The 21,112-nt window shown below is 71.7% G+C and carries 9 protein-coding genes and 1 pseudogene; 1 reads left to right on the top strand and 9 read right to left on the bottom strand.

Going from position 1 to position 21,112, the window contains the following annotated elements; translation table 11 throughout:
* Positions 1-113: 113 nt before the first annotated feature.
* Positions 114-1,322: a pyocyanin biosynthetic protein PhzM gene (gene phzM, locus HMPREF2716_RS02225; protein ID WP_019726769.1), complete on the top strand. Its 1,209-nt coding sequence runs from the start codon at positions 114-116 to the stop codon at positions 1,320-1,322.
* A 104-nt stretch (positions 1,323-1,426) separates the two neighbouring features.
* On the opposite strand, the gene HMPREF2716_RS02230 is transcribed toward phzM, so the two are convergent.
* The 9 genes and pseudogenes from HMPREF2716_RS02230 to pchE all read right to left on the bottom strand — a co-directional run bounded on the left by HMPREF2716_RS02230 (position 1,427) and on the right by pchE (position 20,923).
* Complete coding sequence (locus HMPREF2716_RS02230; protein WP_023518042.1) at positions 1,427-2,671, bottom strand: RhtX/FptX family siderophore transporter; 1,245 nt, start codon at positions 2,669-2,671, stop codon at positions 1,427-1,429.
* A complete protein-coding gene (locus HMPREF2716_RS02235; protein ID WP_023518043.1) occupies positions 2,664-4,169 on the bottom strand; it encodes a PepSY-associated TM helix domain-containing protein in 1,506 nt (501 codons plus the stop codon). Before HMPREF2716_RS02235 ends, HMPREF2716_RS02230 begins: the two co-directional genes overlap by 8 nt.
* A gap of 1 nt (position 4,170) precedes the next feature.
* On the bottom strand, positions 4,171-4,452 hold the full coding sequence (locus HMPREF2716_RS02240; RefSeq protein WP_003142872.1) for a protein FptB: 282 nt from the start codon (positions 4,450-4,452) through the stop codon (positions 4,171-4,173).
* Positions 4,452-6,614 carry a Fe(3+)-pyochelin receptor FptA gene (gene fptA / locus HMPREF2716_RS02245; protein ID WP_033862807.1) on the bottom strand — a complete coding sequence of 721 codons (2,163 nt, stop codon included), beginning with the start codon at positions 6,612-6,614 and terminating at the stop codon, positions 4,452-4,454. The genes HMPREF2716_RS02240 and fptA overlap by 1 nt, the downstream gene beginning before the upstream one ends.
* 91 nt (positions 6,615-6,705) lie before the next feature.
* Entirely contained in the window at positions 6,706-8,430 is a 1,725-nt protein-coding gene (gene pchI, locus HMPREF2716_RS02250; protein WP_023128343.1) for an ABC transporter ATP-binding protein PchI, read from the bottom strand.
* Entirely contained in the window at positions 8,427-10,139 is a 1,713-nt protein-coding gene (pchH, locus tag HMPREF2716_RS02255) for an ABC transporter ATP-binding protein PchH (RefSeq protein ID WP_003123949.1), read from the bottom strand. The genes pchI and pchH overlap by 4 nt, the downstream gene beginning before the upstream one ends.
* Positions 10,136-11,185: a pyochelin biosynthesis thiazoline reductase PchG gene (gene pchG, locus HMPREF2716_RS02260; protein WP_023088845.1), complete on the bottom strand. Its 1,050-nt coding sequence runs from the start codon at positions 11,183-11,185 to the stop codon at positions 10,136-10,138. The genes pchH and pchG overlap by 4 nt, the downstream gene beginning before the upstream one ends.
* Positions 11,182-16,611, bottom strand: a complete 5,430-nt coding sequence (gene pchF, locus HMPREF2716_RS02265) for a pyochelin non-ribosomal peptide synthetase PchF (protein WP_023518045.1) — start codon at positions 16,609-16,611, stop codon at positions 11,182-11,184. Before pchF ends, pchG begins: the two co-directional genes overlap by 4 nt.
* Positions 16,608-20,923 (bottom strand): annotated as a pseudogene (pchE, locus tag HMPREF2716_RS02270) (pyochelin non-ribosomal peptide synthetase PchE). Before pchE ends, pchF begins: the two are co-directional and overlap by 4 nt.
* Positions 20,924-21,112 lie beyond the last annotated feature (189 nt).

Raw genomic sequence — 21,112 nt, forward strand, 5'->3', positions numbered from 1 at the left:
CGAATAACGCCACCGGCGTTATCCGCCGCTGCGCCGACGTTTCATCGCGGTAAACGGTCATCCGTCCCAGCCGAACCCCCATCGATTCGAACACTCGAGAAAAGGAAGCACCCATGAGCGAACCCATCGATATCCTCATTGCCGGCGCCGGCATCGGCGGCCTCAGTTGCGCCCTGGCCCTGCACCAGGCCGGCATCGGCAAGGTCACGCTGCTGGAAAGCAGCAGCGAGATACGCCCCCTTGGCGTCGGCATCAATATCCAGCCGGCGGCGGTCGAGGCCCTTGCCGAACTGGGCCTCGGCCCGGCGCTGGCGGCCACCGCCATCCCCACCCACGAGCTGCGCTACATCGACCAGAGCGGCGCCACGGTATGGTCCGAGCCGCGCGGCGTGGAGGCCGGCAACGCCTATCCGCAGTACTCGATCCATCGCGGCGAACTGCAGATGATCCTGCTCGCCGCGGTGCGCGAGCGCCTCGGCCAACAGGCGGTACGCACCGGTCTCGGCGTGGAGCGCATCGAAGAGCGCGACGGCCGCGTACTGATCGGCGCCCGCGACGGACACAGCAAGCCCCTGGCGCTCGGTGCCGATGTGCTGGTCGGCGCCGACGGCATCCACTCGGCGGTCCGCGCGCACCTGCATCCCGACCAGGGGCCGCTGTCCCACGGTGGGATCACCATGTGGCGCGGCGTCACCGAGTTCGACCGCTTCCTCGACGGCAAGACCATGATCGTCGCCAACGACGAGCACTGGTCGCGCCTGGTCGCCTATCCGATCTCGGCGCGCCACGCGGCCGAAGGCAAGTCGCTGGTGAACTGGGTGTGCATGGTGCCGAGCGCCGCCGTCGGCCAGCTCGACAACGAGGCCGACTGGAACCGCAACGGACGCCTGGAAGACGTGTTGCCGTTCTTCGCCGACTGGGACCTGGGCTGGTTCGACATCCGCGACCTGCTGACCCGCAACCAGTTGATCCTGCAGTACCCGATGGTCGACCGCGATCCGCTGCCGCACTGGGGCCGGGGACGCATCACGCTGCTCGGCGACGCCGCCCACCTGATGTATCCGATGGGCGCCAACGGCGCTTCGCAGGCGATCCTCGACGGCATCGAGCTGGCCGCCGCGCTGGCGCGCAACGCCGACGTGGCCGCAGCCCTGCGCGAATACGAAGAAGCGCGGCGGCCGACCGCCAACAAGATCATCCTGGCCAACCGCGAACGGGAAAAAGAGGAATGGGCCGCGGCTTCGCGACCGAAGACCGAGAAGAGCGCGGCGCTGGAAGCGATCACCGGCAGCTACCGCAACCAGGTGGAACGGCCACGCTAGCAACACCGGGCAGGCCACCGCGCCTGCCCTCTCCCGCCTCTCCCGTCCGCGGGAGAGGCGGCATCCGTGCGGGTGCCGGGCGCTGCGCGCCTATCGGCAGCGCCTCAGACCTCTTCCGCCCGCCCCTTCCACTCCCCGCGCCCCTCACCGGCCTGCAGGCGCAGGGCGAGCAACAGGGCCAGCACCGCCAGGGCGCTGCCGGTGAGGAAACCGCCGGCATAGCCGATCTGCGCGGTGAGGCTGACCAGGAACGAAGACGCCAGCATCTCGCCGAGGTCTCGGGTGCTCTGCACCGCGGTGACATCGGTGCCGGCCTGGCCGCCCTGGCCGGCGAAGCGCATCGCCGCGGTGAGGATCGCCACCGAGGTGATGCCGGTAGCCAGCGAGCCGATCAGCACGCAGGTCCACGCCAATCCTTCGCTCAGTGCCAACCAGCGACCGGCCTGCAGATACCAGAGCAGCGCCGAACAACCGGCGAGCACCACGCCAAGGGCGAAACCGCGCCACAGGCCGATCCGCCTGACCAGCCAGGCGCCGCCGCCGCAGCCGAGGAATACCGTGACCAGGCCACCGCTCATGCCCAGCCGGCCGATGTCCTGCAAGGCCCAGCCGGCATCGCTGAGGTACAGCTTGGACAGGCCGAAGCCGGATACCGCGGTCATCGCCGACAGCAGTGCCAGTGCCAGCAGCGAAGGCGCCAGCGGCCGACGCAGGAAGCGCAGCAGGCTGGCCTTGGCGGCCGGTGCCGGGGGGAGTTCGTGGGGGTCGCCGCGCCCCAGGGCGAGCACGCAGCACAGGCTTGCCAGCGGCACGCAGGCCACGACCAGGAACGCCGCGCGCTGGCCGAAATGCCCGGCGAGGATCAGGCTGCCGGCGCCACCGCCGAAGAAGCCGATCATCACCCCGGCGATCTGTACCGCGTTGACCTTGGCCAGCAGCTCGCCGCTGAAGTGCTCCGCCGCCATGCCGTCGGTGGCGATGTCCTGGGTCGCGCTGGCCAGCGAAGCCAGCGCCAGCAGGCCGACCGCCCAACCGGCACTGGCCACGCCGAGGCCGAGCGTCGCCAGGCCGAGCAGGCAGGCGAGGACGATGCATTGCATCGGCAGGATCCAGCTACGCCGCCGGCCGAGACGGCGCGACCAATGGTTGTCGACCCAGGGCGCCCAGAGGAACTTGACCACCCAGGGCAGCCCCACCAGGGGCAGGAAGGCCAGCGCCTGCAATGGCGCGCCATCCTGGCGCAGGAGGGTGGGCAGGGCGTCCATGGCCAGGCCGATGGGAATGCCCTGGGACAGGTAGAGCAACGCCAGGGTGATGACCAGGCGGCGGTGGCGATACAGCTCAAGCATGGTGGTCTCCGGTGACACGGGGGTGGGCGGGTGGCGCGGCGGCGCGCGCCTGCATCCAGGCGTGCCGGATGAGTAGCGCGCCGCAGAGGATCAGGGTGAGGTCGGGGCCCAGGGCCGGCAGCCGGCCGCGCATGAGCCAGGGCGCCAGGTGCGCGACGGCGGCCGCCAGGCAGGCCAGCCCGGCGACGCCGAGCAACCCGCGCGCCAGCGGCCAGTCGCCCGGCAGCAGCAACGCCGCCAGGCCAGCGGCGGCCCACAGGACAAGGAACAGCCGCCCCGGCCAGGGTCCGGCGAGTAGCTCCGAGGGCACGAGTTGCAGCCCCAGCAGGAGCAACGCGGCCGCCGCCACCAGGCCGGCACAGAAACCCTGGCTCAGGCGCTGCAAGAGCCGTACGCGGGCGTCCGGCGCCGAGGCGCGTCGTTGCAGCCACAGGTACAGGCCGCTGGCGCAGAGCAGGCAGGCGCCGAGGCCCATCGCCAGGTGCAGGCCGCGCAACGCGGCGGACCAGCCCGGCCCGAGCCACTGGTACTGGGCGAAATGCAACGGCTGCACGGCGATGAAGGCGCGCAGCCAGAACCCGCGCTGCGCCGAGCTGCGCTCGTCGAGCAGGGCGCCGTCGGCCAGCCGATAGCGGTGCCGCTCGAAGTTCGCGGTACTCGGCAGGCCACGCTGGATACCGGCGATCTCCACGCTGCCGGCGACATCCCCGGCATGGCTGAGGCTCAAGCGCTGGGCGACGAAGCCGGGCGCCCGCACGGCATCGCCGGCAAGCAGGCGGTCGAGATCGATGCGGGACGCCAATGGCCGCCCCTCGGCGGCGGGCGGCGGCGGTCCCATCAACTCGACGAACACCCGGTTCGGTTCCTGCGGGTAGGCCACCGGCGCCAGCAGCAGGGTCCCGAGCGCGCCCAGCCCGCTGAGCGCGCCGGTGAAACCGAACAACAGCAGCCAGGGCAGTCCCCAGATGCCGATCAGGCCATGCAGGTCGAACAGCGCCAGGCGCAGCCCGCGATCCCGCCGCCAACGCCGCAGGTCGCGCCAGCGGCGGCTGTGCAGCAGCACGCCGGCCAGGCACAGCAGCAACAGCGATACGCCGAACAGGCTGACCAGCACCCGCCCGGGGAAGCCGACGAACAGGCTCTTGTGCAGGTTCAGCAGGAGGTCCAGCGCCGGCATCGGTGGCAGCACCCGGCCGCTGGCCGGGTCGAGGTCCAGCCGGCAGTCCAGGCGCGCATCGCAGACGCTGAAGGCGGCATGGCCGGGAGCGGGCAGCAGCAGGGTCGCATCGCGGATGTCGACGCCTTCCTCGCCCGCCCGTTCGAGCAGGCGCTCCAGCGCAAGGGCTTCTCCTCCCGCCTGCGCCGGGGCCCGCAGCCACTCGCGCAGGTCGTCGTGGCCAAGACTCCAGGCGCCACTGAACAGCACCACGAACAGCAACACGCCGAACAGCGCGCCGGCGCCACCGTGCAGCGAGAGCAGGAGAGGACGCGCCGCCACTTCAACCGCGCCCCGCCAGCAGCCACAACGCCAGGCCCAGTAGCAGCAGGCTACCGCCCAGGCGCCAGGCGAAGTTGCCCGGACCACGCGCCAGCAACCCGCCGACAAGCAGCAACAAGCCCACCCCGAGCGCGCCGAAGAGCCCGGCGTAGAGACGCTCGAGCGGGTCGTCCAGGGGCAGCCCGCGAGTCAACAGATAGCCGCTGGCGGTCGCCGCCGCCAGGCTGCCGGCGAGCGCCAGCGGAACCCGCCAGGCCCAGCCGAAGCCCGACTGGCGCGGCATCAGAACGCGCCCCGCAGGCTGACGTTGAAGCTGCGCGGTTCGCCGTAGCGGTTGTTCCAGTTGGGGTTGGACAGGCTCTGGTAGTAGGTCCGGTCGAACAGGTTGTTGACGTTGACCGCCGCCGTCCAGTGCTCGTCGATCTTGTAGCCCAGGCGCATGTTGACCAGTGCGTAGCCGCCCTGGCGCATGCTCACGCCGCGGTAGTCGACGCTGTAGTCGCTCTGCGCCTGGAGTCCGCCGCCGACGCTCCAGCGCCGATCCTGCCAGGGCAGGTCGTAGTTGCTCCACAGGCGCAGCAGGTGCCTCGGGGTGAAGGTGGAGTAGCGCGTCCCCGAGTCGTTCTGGCTGTCCTTGAGGTACTCGGTGCTGGTGTAGGTGTAGCCGGCCGAGAGACTCCAGTAGGGCGTCAGGTAGCCGGTGCCTTCCAGCTCGAAGCCCTGGCTGCGCACCTTGCCGCCGCTGATGTAGAACGGATTGTTGGGCGGCCCCGGATGGTCCGGGTCTTCCTGCGGATTGTTCTCCAGGTCGATGCGGAACGCCGCCAGCGACAGGTTCAGGCGGCCGTCGGCCAGTTCGCCCTTGATCCCGGTTTCGTAGGTCTTGCCTTCCACCGGGCTCAACGGCTCGCTGTTCCAGGTCTGGCGATCCGCCTGCGGCTGGTAGACCTCGGCGTAGCTGACATACCACGACCAGTCCCTGGCGAAGTCCCAGATCAGCCCGCCGTAGGGCGTGAACTGGCGACCGGGATTGAAGCGGGTGGCCGGGGTGTCCTGGTCCCACCAGCTTTCGCGGCCGCCGACCACCAGGGTCAGCGGCTCGGCGAGCTTGATCCGACCCAGGGCATAGAGGCCTTTCTGGGTGGTGGTGGTGGTGCCCGGCGAAGTGTACTGGCCGATCTGCGGGCGCGGCACGCCGTGCGGGTCCCAGCGGTAGACATTGACCGGGGTGTTCGGCAGGTTGAGGAAGCGTGCGGTGTCCTGGCGGGTCTCGCCCTGGGCGTAGGTGACCCCACCGAGCAGTTCGTGGGTCAGGCCGAACAGTCGCACCGGCCCATTGAGGTTGGCGTCGAGGCTGCGCTGGATGCTCTTGAACTTGTAGGCGGCGCCCGTCAGCTGGCCACCGTCGCCGGTCTGCGGGTCGATGGCGCCGAAGGAGCCGGCGTAACGCAGGCGCGAATCGGCTTCCTGGTATTCGGCGCTGACCTTGCCTTTCCAGCCGCCGCCCAGTTGCTGTTCGAGGGAGCCGAAGGCGCGGTAGGTGTCCCACTTGAAGCGGTCCCAGTCGACATCGAGGTAGGTGTCGCGGGACAGCCCGAGATTGGACCCATCCTTGGCCATCGGTACCCCGGCCATGTTGGTGATCGAGTCGATGTGCTGGTATTGCGCACCGACGGTGAGCAGGGTGTCGGGGCTCAGGTCGAACTCGGTCACCCCGTAGAGCAGGCGGGTGCCCTGGTCGGCCACGTCGTAGAAGTAGTCGCGGTCCTCGTAGGCGGCCACCGCTCGGCCGCGCACGTTGCCGCTGGCGCTCAGCGGGCCGCCGACGTCGACCTCGGCGCGGTAGCGGTCCCAGCGCCCAGCGCTGAGGGTGGTGCTGGCGGCGAACTCGCGCTGCGGCCGCTTGCGCACCAGGTTGACGGTGGCCGCCGGGTTGCCGGTGCCATGCAGCAGTCCGTTGGAGCCGCGGAGGATCTCGACCCGCTCGTAGATCGCCATGTCCTGCGGCGAACTGGCGGTATTGCCGAGCAGTGCCGGCACCCCGTCCAGCTCGAAGGAGTCGACCTTGAAGCCGCGCACGTAGTAGGCGGTGGTCAGCAGCTGGAACGGCTGCACGGTGACCCCGGTGGCCTGCTGCATGGCTTCGTCGAGGCTGAACAGATTCTGCTGTTCGAGGCGCTCATGGTCGATGACGCTGGCGGACTGCGGCAGCTCGCGCGGCTTGAGCGGCACCTTGCCCAGGGTAGTCACCCCCGGCGGCTGGGTGGCAGACGTGCTTTCTCCGCTGATCACCATGTCCGGCAGTTCCGTCTCGCCGTCCTTGCGCGCGTCGGCCACGGCCGCGGCCAGCGGACTCAGCGCCAGCAGCAGCCCCAGGCACAACGGGGTGTGCCGATTGCGGGCGATGCCCTGGCGTCCCTTGATCACCTTCGTCTCCGTTTTCATCGTTCGAACAGCCTCGGGGGATATACGATTTGATAATGCTTATCATTATGAAGAAATCGTCTCCGGGGCTTTTTCGATTGCCGGTCTTTCTCTATCGATCCACGACCGTCGCGGAACTTTCCTCGCCCGCCAGCCCGACGAAACCGGCATACCAGTCGTCCCGGACGAGCAGATCGGCGTGACGTCCGCTGAGGCGCAGGCGCCCCTCCTCCAGCAGCAGTACCTGGTCGGCCTGACGCGCCAGCGCCGGGCGGTGGGTCACTACCAGCAGGGTGCGCCGGCCGCGCAACCCGAGCAGGCTGCGCAGCACCTGCGCCTCGCTGGCGGCGTCGAGGCTGGCGGTGGGCTCGTCGAGCAGCAGCAACGGCGCCGTCGAGAGCAGCCCGCGAGCCAGGCACAGGCGTTGCCGCTGGCCGCCGGACAGCAGCGCGCCGCCGGGACCGACGTCGCTGTCCCAGCCCTGCGGCCAGGCCTCGATCTCTTCCAGCAGGCCAACCGCCCGCGCCGCCTCGCGCAGCGCTTCGAGATCGGCGTCCGCTCGCGCCATGCGCAGGTTCCAGGCAACGCTGCCGCGGAACAGGCCGTTGTCCTGGAACACCAGGTTACGACTGGCGGCGAGGGTCGTTTCGCTCAACCGGCGGATATCCACGCCACCCAGCAGGACACGCCCGGCATCGACGTCGTAGAGCCGCCCGAGCAGCGCCAGCAGGCTGCTCTTGCCGGCCCCGGAGGGTCCGACGAGGACGTTCAGCGAACCCGGCTCCAGCCTCAGGGAAATGTCCTCGAGCAAGGCGCGGCCATCTTCCAGGCGCAATTCCACGGCCTCGGCCGCCAGGCTGGCGTCGTGCGGCCGCTCGCCCGGCTCGGGGCTGCGCAGCGGAGCCAGGGCGAAAACCCGCAGCAGGGTATCCAGCGCCTGCCAGGCGCCGCGCAACGCCTGGTCGAGATGGGTGAGCTGGGCCAGCGGCTCGATGAAGCGCACCAGCAGCACCAGCACGGCCACCAGCCGAGCGCCGTCCAGCCATTGCCGCTCCACCGCCCAGGCGCCGCCGAGCAGGGCGAAGGCGAACGCCGCCTGCACCGCCAGGGCGAAGCCGAGGCCGCTGGGCAGGCTGCGCCGCAACAGATCCAGGGTGCTGCGGTGGAGACTGCGCAAGGCCTCTTCCAGCCCCTGGCGGGCGACGCTTTCGCGCTGCGCCGCGCGCAGCAGCGGCTGGCGTTCGGCGAACGCCTGCAACTGCCGTGCGGCGTCGCGCTCGGCGGCCAGCCGGGCATCCTCCGCCGCCAGATTGCGCCGCCCGCTCCAGCGCAACAGCGCAGCGAGGACGGCACCGGCAACGAGCAGGCCGAGGGCGATGGACGGGTCGATCAGGAACAACCCGAGGATCACCCCGAGCGGCGTCACCAACGCGGCGATCAGCGGCCCCAGCAGGTGCGCCGGAATGCCCATCGCCTGCATCACCGGGCCGCGCAGCAGGCCTTCGGCCGGCGCGACCCGGCGCAGCGCCGGCGGCGCCAGGCGCGGCAAGCGCGCCACCAGGCTGCGCACCAGTCCAGCCGCCAGCGAGCCGCCGGCGGCGAAACCGCGACGCAGGGCCAGGTACTGCAACAGCGCCTGCGCCAGGCTCAAGCCGAGCAATGCGGCGACCCAGCGCCAGGGCAACGCGCCTTCGGCGAACCAGGCCTCGACCAACGGCACCAGCAATACGCCACAAGCGGCGTCCAGCAGCGCCGCCAGGACCGCCCAGGCGCTCGCCCGGCGCAACGCGGCACGGCAGTCTTCGGGCAGCGCACGCATTCGTTCGAACAGGGTCATGCCGCCACCTCCGCGCCGTTCTGTTCACGCCACAAGCGCGCATAGGCGCCGTCCGCCGCCAACAGCGCCGCGTGCTCGCCGCGTTCGACCAGACGGCCAGCGACCAGCACCAGGATCAGGTCGGCATCGCTGACTTCGGCCAGACGATGGGCGACGATCACCCGGGTCCGGCCACCGCCGCGTTCGCGCAGGTTGCGCAGGACCTGCCGGGCGGTCTGCGGATCCAGCGCCGAGGTTGGCTCGTCGAGCAGCAACAGGCGCGCCGGCGATAGCAGCGCACGGGCCAGGGCCAGTCGTTGCAGTTCGCCGCCGGACAGTTGCAGGTCGCGTCCCGGCACGCTGTCGTAGCCACGCGGCAGGGCCATGATGCGCTCGTCGAGGCAGGCGTCACGGGCCGCCTGGCGAATCTCCTGGAGATCGGCATCGGGGCGGAACAGGGCAATGTTGTCGGCCAGGGATATCTCCAGCGCCGCCGCCTGCTGGCCGACCAGCGCGATATGCCGATGGCGCACGGCATCGGGCATGTCCTTCAGTGCCAGGCCGCCAACCTCCAGTTCGCCGCGCTGCGCGTCCATGTAGCGCGCCAGCAGGTGCAGCAGGGTGCTCTTGCCGGAGCCCGAGGGACCGACCAGGGCCACCAGGCTGCCATCCTCCAGCTCCAGATCGATATCGGCCAGGACCTCCACGCCTTCATAGGCATGGCCCAGGCCGTGCAGCGCCACCGCGCCATCGACCGGCTCGCGGGTCGAGCGGCCCTCGGCCAGCGGCGCCTGGTCGAACACCTGCTGCAGGCGCTCGGCGGCGGCGCGCGCGCCCAGCAGCGCGTCGCCGCCGTGGCCGAGCGCCTGCACCGGGGCAGCCAAGGCCCGCAGCAGGAGCAGGAAGGCACAGGCCTGGCCGAGCGCCAGCGGCACGCCGAGGGCATCCAGGGCCAGCGCGCCGAGCAGGACCCAGGCCAGCAGCCAGGGCGTCGACAACTGCACGTAGACCAGCGCGGCGAGGTGGCCGACCCGCTTCACCCAGGCGCCGAACGCTTCGCCGAAGGCCGCCGCCGACGCCTCGGCGCCCTGTTGTATGCCGGCGCCGGGGTACTGTCGGGCCAGCAGCAGGTTGTGGGCGAATTCGCCATAGTCCGCCGAGAGCCTTTCCAGCGCGGCGTTGCGCCGCAGCACCAGGTCGCGATAGCGCGCCGAGCGCAGCAGCAGGAAGCCGGCGGCGGCCAGCACCAGCGGCAGCAGGCAGAACAGCAGCAGCCAGGGGTGCAGCCAGGCCAGCCAGAGCAACGCGACGAGCGGCACCACCAACAGGTTGCTGAGATCGTTGGGAGCGTGCGCGATCAGTTGGTGCAGGGCCCGCACGTCCTGCTCCACGAGGCGCGCCACGCCGTCCGGGCCCTGGCGACCGAACCAGTCCAGCGGCAGCCGTTGCAGGTGCGCCAGCAGGCGCAGGCGCAGGTCGTTGCAGAGGTCCGCGTCGACCCGGTGGGCCAGGTGCGCGGCCAGCGCCTGGCAGCCCAGCCAGGCCAGCACCGCCAGCAGCACCAGGGCCAGCAGGGCCGGCTGCGCCTGGCCGCGCGCCAGCGGCTCGGCGAGCCAGGCGAGAAGCATCCAGGGCAACAGCGAGCAGAGCCCGGCCAGGGCCTGCAACCCCATGGCCGCCGCCAGCCGCCAGCGATAGGTGCGCAGCAGGCGCCACAGCACCGGGGTCACGAGGCTTGCTCCAGCACCTGTTCCAGGCTCGCCGGCGCCAGCGACGCCGGCGGCGCCTCAGGGAAGCCAAGGCACTCGCCGATCCGCTGCCACAGGGCGGCGACCTCCAGGCTGCGTTGGTTGCGCCGACGCACCTCGTCGCCGTCGGCGAGCAGCGCCAGCGCCTCGGCCGCCGCCGCCGGCCACAGGCGCTGGTGCACCTGGGCCCAGCTGCACGGTTCGGCATACCAGAGCTGGGCGCTGGGCAGCGGTTCGCCGGCTATCTCGTCGAACAGCGCGAACAGGCCGTCGTCATCCTCTGCCGGTACCGCCACCGCAGGCGTCCACAACAACGGGCCATGGGGGCTGAGCAGGCTCAGCGTGCCGCGATCGGTGGTCAGGCTGACGCGCTGCAACAAGGTCATGCGCCCGTCGTCGGCGGCCGCCAGTTCGTTGAGCACGAGCAGGCTCAACGGCACTTCCGCCAACACCAGGGACAGCCCGCGCATCGCCGACAGGTCGTTCGAGGGCGACTCCAGCGACCAGGGGCCAACGCCCTCCAGCAACGCGGCGAGGATGTCCAGGGTGGCGAAACCGACCTGCACCCCGCAGGCCGCGTCCAGGTGGCGGATGCCGCGCCGGCGATGCAACTGGCGGCCCAGCTCGATGAAACGCGCCACCGCCGGCAACTGCGGATAGAAGGTGTTGAGCAGGCAGCGCCGGCCCAGGCGCTCGGCGCTGCGCAGCAGGTCCTGCCATTCGCGCGGCAGCAACGGATGCTCGATCAGCACGTCGATGCCACGCGCCATCAGCGCCTCGGCCAGCGCCGGGCCCTGCTCGCCGCGTGCCGCGCCGCCGACCGCGACGCAGGCCAGGCGGACATCGTCGGGCAACGCCTCGACCTCGCACCAGGTCTCCACCCCGAGGCGCTCGGCCAACGCCCGCGAACGCCGGCTGCCCTGGCCAAGGATCCCGCGCAGGACGAAGCGCGGATCGGCGGCGACGCCGGCGGCATAGAACTGGCCGAACCGGGAACCGGCGACCACCACGGAACGGACGTCGCTCATCGGCTCGCCTCCTCTGGCATGGGTTTCGACAGGGATTGCGCCAGGGCTTCGCCCAGGCAGTCGAAGTGCCCGCCGGGCACCTCGTGGATGCCGCACGCGCCGAGCGCGGCGGCCCGCCATTGGGTCTCCAGGGCCTCGGCGTAGCACGGCACCAATGGGTTGCCGGCGTCCGGCACGAACAGCCGCAGCGCGCCGACGTAGGGCTCCGGCGCCGCGGCCTGGCTGGCACGCACCGAGTGACAGAACAGTCGGTAGAGGGTGTCGCGTTCGACGCTGGCGGCGTCGGCGCTACCGCTGGCCGCCTGTAGCACGCGGCCGCGCAGGGCGACGAGATCGGCCAGGCCCGGTAGCTCCGCCAGCGCCTCGGCGCCCAGGCGCTCCGGTGTCTGCGCGAGCGCCGCCTGCACCGCCTGGCCGAGACGTTCCGGCGCGGGGAAGCCGAGCGCCGCGGTATCCAGTCCGAGGGTCGCGGCGAAGCTGAACAACAGTAGGCGCTCGTCGTCCACCCGGTAGGGAATCCGGTAGCTGGAGACGATATCCAGCTGGCGCACGCGCACCCCGCACTGGACCAGGGACTTGGCGGTCTCCAGGGCGACCAGCCCGCCGGAGCAGTAGCCGAGCAGGTCAACCTCACGCAGCCCGGCGCCATGGAGCGCCTCAGCGTAGCGGCGGCCGAGGCAGGCGTTGAGATGCTCGGCGGGGATCGCCAGGTAGGCGTCGCTGTCATGCACGGCCAGCCCCAGCAACGGCCGCCCCTCACCCAGGGCGCGAAGCAGCGGGCGGTACGGCAGCAGCGTGCCGAGGCCTTCGTGGACCAGCACCCTCGGCACGCCCTCGCCGGGCACCAGGCGCACCAGCGGGTCGAGCGCCACCGCGCCCTCGGCGAGCGGTGCGCGCGACATGCCGGCCTGCGCCGGGGCGACGCCGCGCGCCGCGGCCAGGGCTGGCCCACGGCCCTCTTCCGGCGCGCTGCGCAGGCGTTCGGCCAGGCCGCGCGGCGTCGGCTGGCTGAGCGCCCAGCGTAGCAGGCGATCGAACGGATGCCGGCGGGCGCTTTCCAGTCGTTCGCGCAAACGGGCGATCAACTGGGCGATCAACAGCGAGTCGCCGCCAGCCCCGAAGAAGTCTTGCTCGACGCCCAGCGACGGGTTGTCCAGCACCTCCCGCCAGAGTGCCAGCAGCGCATTCTCCAGTTCGTCGGCCGGTGCCTGCGCGACGCCATGCCGAAGGTCCGCCTGGGGCTGGCGGGCAAAGCCGGTCAGGGCCTTGCGGTCGATCTTGCCGTTGCCGGTGACCGGCAGGCGTTCGAGCACGCGCAACTGCGCCGGGAGCATGTAGCGCGGCACCCGCGCTTCGACGAAGGCCAGCAGCTCGGCCGGCTCCAGGCGGGCGCGGTCGGTCTTGCAGCGAGCCAGCAGGACATCGTAGCCAAGCAGGTCGAGAGCGCTGCCCGGCGGCACCACCCCACAAGCCAGGTCGCCACCCTGTGCCGCCAGCCACTCCAGCCATTGCCCGGTGTGGACGAACAGTTGGCGGCGCTCGTCGCGGAGGTCGCGCGGGTTTTCCATCATCAGGCTCTGGCTGACGCTGATCTCGTTGTGCTCGCGCGTCAGTTCCTGGATCACCAGCCAGGCGTCGGCGCTCAGCAACTCGCGCAGGCCGGCCAGCAGCGCCGGGGTGTCCAGCGCGTTGTTCAAGGCCCCGGAGCTGAGCAGGATATCCACCGAGTGCGGCGCCACGCCCTGGTCGAGAAGATCGCCGTTCATGTCGAAGCGGCCGAAGCGTACCCACGGCTGGTCGGCGAAGCGCTCGCGGGCGGCGGCGAGGAAGTAGCTGGAAACGTCGGTGAACAGGTAGTCCACCTCCGCCCCTCGCTGCACCAGCGGCGCCAACCGGGCGATCACCGCGCGGCTGGCGGCGGCGGTGCCGGCGCCAAGCTCCAGCAGGCGCCAGCGCCGTTGCGGCTGGCGCTCGACGATGGCGGCGATGGCCTCGGCCATCGCCTCGTGCAGCGCCTGGGCATGCAGGCCCTGGCTGTACATGGCCTCGGCGATGCGCGCCGAGCCCTGCGGGAACATCAGCGCCGCCGGGCTGATCCGCCCGGCCAGTTGCTCGCCGAGGGATTGCGCGCTGTCACGCAGGTAGGCGACCAGCTCGGCCGGCCAGAGCGCCGCCGGCGCGCAGCCGGCGAACGCCGTCCAGGCGTCCTCCGGACTCTGCGCGGGACGCTCGGCGCAGCCCAGCCAGCCCTCGCCCTCGGCGCGCAGGTAGCCGCCCTCCTCCAGCTGGCGCAACCAGTGGCGCAGCAGGCGCTGGCGCGCCTCGGCGATACCGAGGCGCTGGCACAGGGTGGCGAAGTCCAGCGGCGTCGCACTGGCGAACAGACCGCTGCCGGCCAGCCAGGCGGCCAACGAGGCGAGGCAGGCACGGTCGAGTGCGGCCACCGCCGCGGCGATGCCCTCCTCGCTGCCCCAGTCGCGGCGCAAGGCCTGGGCCGCCCGCTGGCGCACCGCGTCGAGCGCCGTACGCGGATCCTCGCCAGCCTCCACCGGCGCATGCAGGGTGACGAAGCTGGCCAGGCTGCGCTCGTGGGTCTCGCCGAGCACCACGGTGGCCGCCAGGTTGACCTGCGGATGGGCGCACAGCGCGGCGTCCAGCTCGGCCAGTTCGATGCGGTGGCCGCGAATCTTCACCTGGTCGTCCTCGCGACCGAGGAACTCGATGCTGCCGTCGGCCAGGTAGCGGCCGAGGTCGCCGGTGCGATACAGGCGACGGCCATCGGGGTGACGGACGAAGCGTTCGGCGGTGCGCTGCGGATCGCCGGCGTAGCCGAGCGCCAGGCCCACCCCGCCGATATGGATCTCGCCGCGCACGCCCGGCGGGCAGCGCCGCCCGCGGGCATCCAGGACTTCCACGCTCTGCCCACGCAGGGCACGGCCATAAGGGATGCTGGCCAGCTCGGTGTGCTGCGGGCGGATCGGCTGCTCGATCGACCAGATCGCCGCCTCGGTGGCGCCGCCCAGGCTGAACAGCGCGCTGTCCGGCCAGCGCCGCCACCAGCGGGTCGGCAGGCTGACCGGAATCCAGTCACCGGACCAGAGCACGCAGCGCGGTCCCGGCAGGTGACGTTGCGGCTCGCTCTCCAGGTAATCGATGAGCATCTGGCCTTGGGCCGGCACCGAGTTCCACAGGGTGATGGCGTGGCGTTCCAGCAGTTCCGCCCAGTGCGATGGATCGCTGCCGCGCGCCGGGTCCGGGAGGACCACCTGGGCCCCCGCCGCGGTGGCGCCGAAGAAGTCGTAGACCGAGAGGTCGAAGCTCAGCTCGGCGAGGCCGAGGACGCGGTCGTTGGCGTCGACGCCGTAGCGCTGGTTGATGTCGAGCAGCGTGTTGCTCACCGCCGCATGGCTGAGCATCACGCCCTTTGGCGTGCCGGTGGAGCCGGAGGTGTAGATCACGTAGGCGAGGTCGTCCGCCGCCACCTCCGCCGCGGGCGGTGGCGGCCAGGCGCTGTCGGCGGCCAGCCGGTCGATGGCCACGCAGGCGCAGCCGACGTCCGGGACATCGCTTTCCAGGCAGACCAGCGCGACCACTTCGGCGCTGGCGAGGATCGCCTGGCGCCGCAGCGGAGGCTGGCGGATGTCTACCGGCACATAGGCGGCGCCGGCCTGGAGGATGCCGATCACCGCGACCAATTGCGCGGCGCTTTTCGGCAGCATCACCGCGACCCGCCGGCCACGGCCCGCGCCGTGCGCTTCCAGGACGCGGCGCAGGGCGCTGGCGTGCTGGGCGACCTGGCGGTAGCTGTAGCTGCCGGCGGCATCGTGGATCGCCGTGGCGTCGGGGGTCAGCAGGGCACGCTCGGCGAAACCGGCGGCGATGCTCCGGGCACTACCGGGCAACGCCTGCGGCGGCGCCTCGACGGGTTCCGTGGCATCGCCGTAGGTCCAGGCGCGCGGGCTCTGCGCCAGGCGCCGGAGCAGCCCGACGAAGTCGTCGAACATGGCTTCCGCCTGGCCCTCGGGGAACAACCCGAGGCGTACGTCCCAGCCGATCTCCAGGCCGCCGAACTGGTCGGTGACCTGGCAGTCCAGCCAGACCTGCGGGGTCTGGCTGATCATGTAGCGTGGCGCGCGCGGCGCCTCGCCATCGCCGAGCAGGCGCTGCACGCTGCCGATGCCACTGGTGAACACCACCGGCATCAGATCGGCGCCGCGACCACGCCGGCGCGCCAGTTCGCGCAGCAGGTCGACGCCGCTGAAGGTCGGGTGGTCGAGGTCGTCGAACATCTGCTCGCCGATGCGTCGGGCACGCTCGACGAAACTGTCGCCGTGGCGGCTGTCCACTGCCAGCAGGCTGAGCGCGGTGAAGTCACCGAGCACCTGCGCCAGCTGCGGATGCAGCGGCGGCCGGTTGAGTACCGTCAGGTTGAGACAGAACGCCGGTGCCTGGCTCCAGCGACCGATGGTCTCGGCGAAGGCCGCCAGGGCCACGCCGGCAGCGCTCAGGCCGTGTTCGCCGGCGCGCGCGCCGAGCGCCTGCCAGGCGGCCTCGTCGAGGCGCGCGTGGAAGTGCCGGAAGCGCGTGGACCGGGTGTCCGGCTGCACCCGCAGCGGCAGGTCGGGACGCCCCGGTAGCGCGTCGAGACGCGCCAGCCACCAGTCGCGGTCGCGCTGCCAGGCTGGCGACTGGCGTCGGCGCTGCTCGACGCCGACATAGTCGCGGAAGGTCGCCTCCAGCGGTTCCGCCGTCCATTGCGGATCGAGATAGCGGCGGCGCCATTCGCCAAGCAGCAATTGCAGGCTGGCGTAGTCGACCAGGGTGAAATCCACCGAGCAGTGCAGTACGCAGGCATCCCGGCCGATACTCAGCTCGGGGCGCAGGACCGGCCACTGGTCGAGCGCCGCGCAGGCGTGGTCGAGGCGTTCGCGGACCCGCTCCAGGTGCGCCTGGAAAGCGGCCTCGTCGAGCCCCGCGCAGGCATGCACGGTCAGCCGCTGCCAGGGCACCTCGGGCAGCACGCGCTGCCAGGCGTTGTCCTCGATCACCGCGCGCAGCATCGGGTGGCGCTCGACCATGGCGTTCCAGGCCGCCTCCAGGCGCGCCGGATCGGTGTCGACCGGCCAGTCGTACTCGGCGTACAGCTGGCAGGCGTTACCGCCGTAGTCGAAGGCCGCCTGGCGGCCCAGCACGTAGGCGGCCTGCACCGGGGTCAATGGGAAGCGCTGGTGGGCCAGGTCGGGTTCGGCGCGCCAGCCAGGGCCGCCTTCCAGGTGTTCCAGCAGGGCCTCGCGCTCGGCCCGCAGGCGCTCGGCGAGGCCGGCGTCGAGGGCGCCCTGGGGGGCGCGATAGCGCAGGCGGCCCGCCTCGCTCCAGAGTTCGATGCGCCGGCTGCGGCAGGTTTCCAGCAGTTCGCCGAGGCTCATAGCACGCCCTCTTCCAGTTGGGTTTCCTCGATTTCGACGGTCTGCGCCTGCAAGTGGCGGGCAAGACCGGCCAGGGTCGGCTGGCGATAGAAGTCGGCCATGCCCAGGCGTACGCCGAAACGCTCACGTATGCCGGCCAGCAGGCGGGTCGCCAGCAGGCTGTCGCCGCCGAGGCTGAAGAAGCTCGCCTCGCGACGACGCACCGGGCGTTTGAGAACCGCTTCCCAGCACTCGGCCAGCGCTTGCTCATGGGCTTCCAGCGGCTCCTCCGCCGAGGGCTCGTGACGACACTCGCCGAGTGCGCGGGTCATGCTCTCGGCCAGGCGGCGACGATCGACCTTGCCATTGCCGTTCAACGGCAGGCTTGGCAGGCACCACAGGCGTTCGGGCCGCATCGCCTGGGGCAGGCGTTGCTCCAGGCCGGCCTGGAGCGCGGCGGCGTCGAGCCCGAGTCCCGGCGCCAGCGCCTCGACCAGGGCGAGCCGTTCGCTGCGCCACAGGCAACGCGGCGCCAGTCCCGCAGCGGCGAGATCGGCCAACAGGCTCGGCAACTCCGCCAGGCGCAGCGGCCGGTCGTCGAGCAAGGCCGCACCGAGCAGCGCCAGTGGCGACTCGCATAGCAGGTCCACCAGCAACAGGCGGCCCTGCGGGCGCAGCAGCGCCGCCGCCAGCGCCAGGCCTTCGCGGCTGGCCTCGTAGGCGTGCAGCGCGGCGAAGCTGATCACCCGGTCGTAGCGACCGAGGTGCTCGGCAGGTAGCAGGCCGTCGTCCAGCGCCTGCACCACGATCCGTTCCGGCAAGCGGGTGGCGGCGGCGTCGAGGAGGACGCGGCTGCGTTCGAAGAGGGTCAGTTCCAGCCCCGGGCGCAACAGCGAGGCCATGCCCTGGTCGAGCCAGAGCCCGGCGCGGGTATCCAGCACCGCCACCCGCAGGCGTTCGCCGGCAGCCGGCGTCGGCAGCGCTTCGAGCAGGCGCGCCAGGGCCTCGCGGCCGTCCGGCAGGCGCGCGGCCACCGCCTGCGGCGCCAGCCAGGGATCGAGGAGCAGCGCGGCCGGCGCCTGTTCGCCGGCGAGCAGGCCGCGCAGAGCGTTGCCCATCGCGGTCAGCCCCGCGGCCTGCCAGCCGAGCCGGCGCAACGCCTCGTCGAGCGACGGCAGCGCGCTGGCGGCGGAGTCCGCTAGCCAGTCCAGCCAGCGCCGGCGCAAACCGTCGTCTAGCTCCAGCGGCGCCTCCAGCAGCGCGCCGAGGATTTCCCGGTGAGTACCGCCTCGGCCTCTGCCAGGCCGGAGAAGGGCTGTGCGGCCGGTAGTTCCATGGAGCCTTCGGCCCGTGGCGCCAGGCGCGGTACCAGCACCGCGCCGAGGCTCGCCACGCCACCGCCGAGCACCACCGCGCAGGCGCTCTCCACGCCAGCCTGGGCGCACAGCGCGGCCTCCACCTCGCCCAACTCGATGCGCTGGCCGCGCACTTTCACCTGCTGGTCGACCCGACCGAGGAATTCCAGGGTACCGTCGCCCCAGTAGCGACCGCGATCGCCGGTGCGATACCAGCGGCCCTGGGCATCGTGGACGAAGCGCCGGGCGCTGAGTTCGGGATCGTTGCGATAGCTGCGGGCCAGGCTGGCGCCGCCGATCCACAGCTCGCCGACCACCAGGTCCGGCACGTCGCGCCCGTGGGTGTCGACCACCCGGTAGGCCTGTCCCGGCAATGGCCGGCCGTAGGGAATCGAACGCCAGTGCGGCGGCACCGTATCGACGCTCTGCAGGTTCGACCAGATGCCCGCTTCGGTAGCGCCACCCAGCACATGCAGGCGGCAGCCTTCGGCACAACGTGGGCGCAGGCGGCCGGGCAGGTCCAGAGCCACCCAGTCGCCGGACAGCAGCACCGCCCGCAGACTGCGATAGTCGGCCTGGCTCGCCGGCAGGCTGAGGGCCATCTCCAGCAAGGCCGGCGCCGAGTTCCACAGGCTCACCGCATGCCGCTGGATAGCCTCCGCCCAGGCAGCGGCATCGCGCGCCTGTTCCTGGGCCGGCAGGACCAGGCTGGCACCGGCGCCGAGGCCGCCGAACAGGTCGAAGACCGACAGATCGAAGTCCAGCGCGGAGACCGCCAGCAAGCGATCCGATGCGTTCACCCGCAGCAGGTCGAGCAGCGCGTCGATGGTATTGATCGCCGCCGCGTGGCTGACCTCGACGCCCTTGGGCACCCCGGTGGAGCCCGAGGTGTAGATCACATAGGCACTCGCCTGCGGCGCCAGCGGCACGGGGGCGGCCAGCGCCGGGCCGCGCAGCAGGCGCTGGACATCCAGGCGCGGCGGCAAGGCCTGCGGATCGTCCTCCTCGGTGATCGCCAGGCATACCCCGGCGGCCTCTTCGATCAGGCGCCGCCGTGCGGGCGGCTGGTCGATGTCCAGCGGCACGTAGCAGGCGCCTGCGGCGAGCACGCCGAATACCGCCGCGACCTGCTGCGGTCCGCGCGGCAGGCTGACCTCGACCGCGTCGCCGGGGCGCACCCCGGCTTCGCGCAGGCCGCCGGCGATGCGCAGCGCACGCTCGGCCAGTTCGCCGCGGGTGACACGTTGGTCGCGATAGAGCAGCGCGTCAGCATCCGGCGCCTCGGCGGCGCGAAGGAAGAAGTCGCGATGCAGGGTGCGCGCCGTGGCGCATGCCGGCTGGCCGTTGAGCAGGGCCCGGCGCGCCTGCTGCGCCCAGGGCAACGGCAGATCGGCGGGCTGCTCCCAGGCGCTGTCGCAGAGACGCTGGAGCAGCCCCACGTAGGCTTCGAACATGGTTTCCGGCAGACCTTCGGGGAACAGGCCGACGACGCTGTCCCAGGCCAGCAGGATACCGTCGCCCACCCGGTAGAGCTGGTGGTCGAGCCAGACCTGCGGGGTCTGCGAGAGCATGTCGTGGAGATCGCCGAAAGCGTCGCGGAAGGCCGCCGGGACGAAGCCCTCCTCGCCCAGGTTGCTGGCGAACACCACCGGCGCCGAGCGCGGCTGGCCCCGCCGGCGCGCCTCGCGGAGCACCTCCAGGGCGGGGAATGCGGCGTGGTCGATGGCTCCGTGGAGGTTGCGCTGGAAGCTCTTCACCGCCTCGGCGAAGGACACCCCGGCCTGCATCCGGCACTCCAGCAGCAAGAGGGTGGTGAAGTCGGCGATCACTTCGCCGATACGCGGGTCGTCGGCATGCCGATCGAACAACGGCACGTTGAGGAGAAATTCCGCGCTTTCGCTCCAGCGCGCCAGGACCAGCGCGAAGGTGCAGCCGAACACGCTGGACAAGGTCACGCCATGCTGCGCGGCAAGACGCTCCAGGCGCCGGCTCTCGCCGGCGGAAAGCTGGAATGCCAGGCGCCGGGTGCGCGGCTGGCGGATGCTTTCCGGCGCGCAGGCCAACGGCAGGGCCGGCGCGTCCGGCAAGCGCGGCAGGCGTTCCAGCCAGTAGTCGCGGGCCCGCGCCGCGGCCTCGGCGCGTTGCGCCGCACGGCGCGCCAGGTAGTCGGCGAAATGCAGCGCCGGCGGCTCCGCCAGGCGCTCCGGCGCCAGGTAGGCAACGCCCAGTTCGGCCAGCAGCAGGCGCAGGCTTTCGACATCGGCGGCAAGCAGGTCGAGACTCAGCCAGAGGCGATCCTCGCCGCCCGGCATGCGCACCAGCCCGAGCAGGAACACCTGGCCACGCTCCACCGCCAGGCATTCATGGGCGCGCCAGTCGCGCAGCGCCTGCCAGTCGCGCTCGGCCTCGTCCACCTGCAAAGTGCGCCAGTCCTGCAGGTCGAAGCAGGACAGCGGCGGCGTCGGAAGGATCTGCTGGCGACCGTCGAAGAAGCGCGCCCGCAGCATCGGGTGGCGTTGACGCACGCACTCCGCCGCCGCGGCCAGGCGCTGCGGGTCGACATCCCGCGCGCGGAATTCCAGGAAGGCATGGCAGCTGACGTTGCCCAGCACCTCGCCGGCGCCACGTCCCAGCCAGTAGGCCTGCTGCACGGAAGACAGCTCGAACGGCTGGTCGCGATCCTGCGCCGCCGGCAGCGCGACCGTTGCCGGGGCGGACAGCCGGTCCGCGCAGGCCAGCAGGTCGAGCCAGGCCCCCAGGCAGGGGCGCTGCGCCAACTGGGCGAAGTCCAGCGTCGAGCCACGCGCGCGCAGGCGTTCCTGCAGGTACATCAGGCGGATCGAGTCGAGGCCGCAGCCCAGCAGGTCGTCGTCGTCCGCCAGGGCGCGCACGTCGGCAAGCGGTTCACCGAGCAGGTCGGCGAGCTGCTCGGTCAGCCAGTCGCGCAGGGCGGTACGGGAATCGGGGGGCAGATCCATGGGGGCTCCCTAGGGCAAGCATCTGAGGTCGGTTGCCAGTTCCTGGCAACGATTATCAAATGCGACCTTATCTCACTTGCCTGGAAGGCCTGGCCGGCAATGCTTTAGACAGCCGGACTGTTTCGTTAGATGCAGCGTCATCCCGCAGCGGCGACACCCCTCCCGTGGCCGGGTCGGGGGTCGTCGCGG

The organism is Pseudomonas sp. HMSC076A11 (assembly GCF_001810205.1).
Classification (GTDB): domain Bacteria; phylum Pseudomonadota; class Gammaproteobacteria; order Pseudomonadales; family Pseudomonadaceae; genus Pseudomonas; species Pseudomonas aeruginosa.

Coding starts and splice junctions, on each gene's coding strand:
- phzM (WP_019726769.1), top strand. CDS start 114: ATGAGCGAACCCATCGATATCCTCATTGCCGGCGCCGGCATCGGCGGC.
- HMPREF2716_RS02230 (WP_023518042.1), bottom strand. CDS start 2,671: ATGCTTGAGCTGTATCGCCACCGCCGCCTGGTCATCACCCTGGCGTTG.
- HMPREF2716_RS02240 (WP_003142872.1), bottom strand. CDS start 4,452: ATGCCGCGCCAGTCGGGCTTCGGCTGGGCCTGGCGGGTTCCGCTGGCG.
- fptA (WP_033862807.1), bottom strand. CDS start 6,614: ATGAAAACGGAGACGAAGGTGATCAAGGGACGCCAGGGCATCGCCCGC.
- pchI (WP_023128343.1), bottom strand. CDS start 8,430: ATGACCCTGTTCGAACGAATGCGTGCGCTGCCCGAAGACTGCCGTGCC.
- pchG (WP_023088845.1), bottom strand. CDS start 11,185: ATGAGCGACGTCCGTTCCGTGGTGGTCGCCGGTTCCCGGTTCGGCCAG.
- pchF (WP_023518045.1), bottom strand. CDS start 16,611: ATGAGCCTCGGCGAACTGCTGGAAACCTGCCGCAGCCGGCGCATCGAA.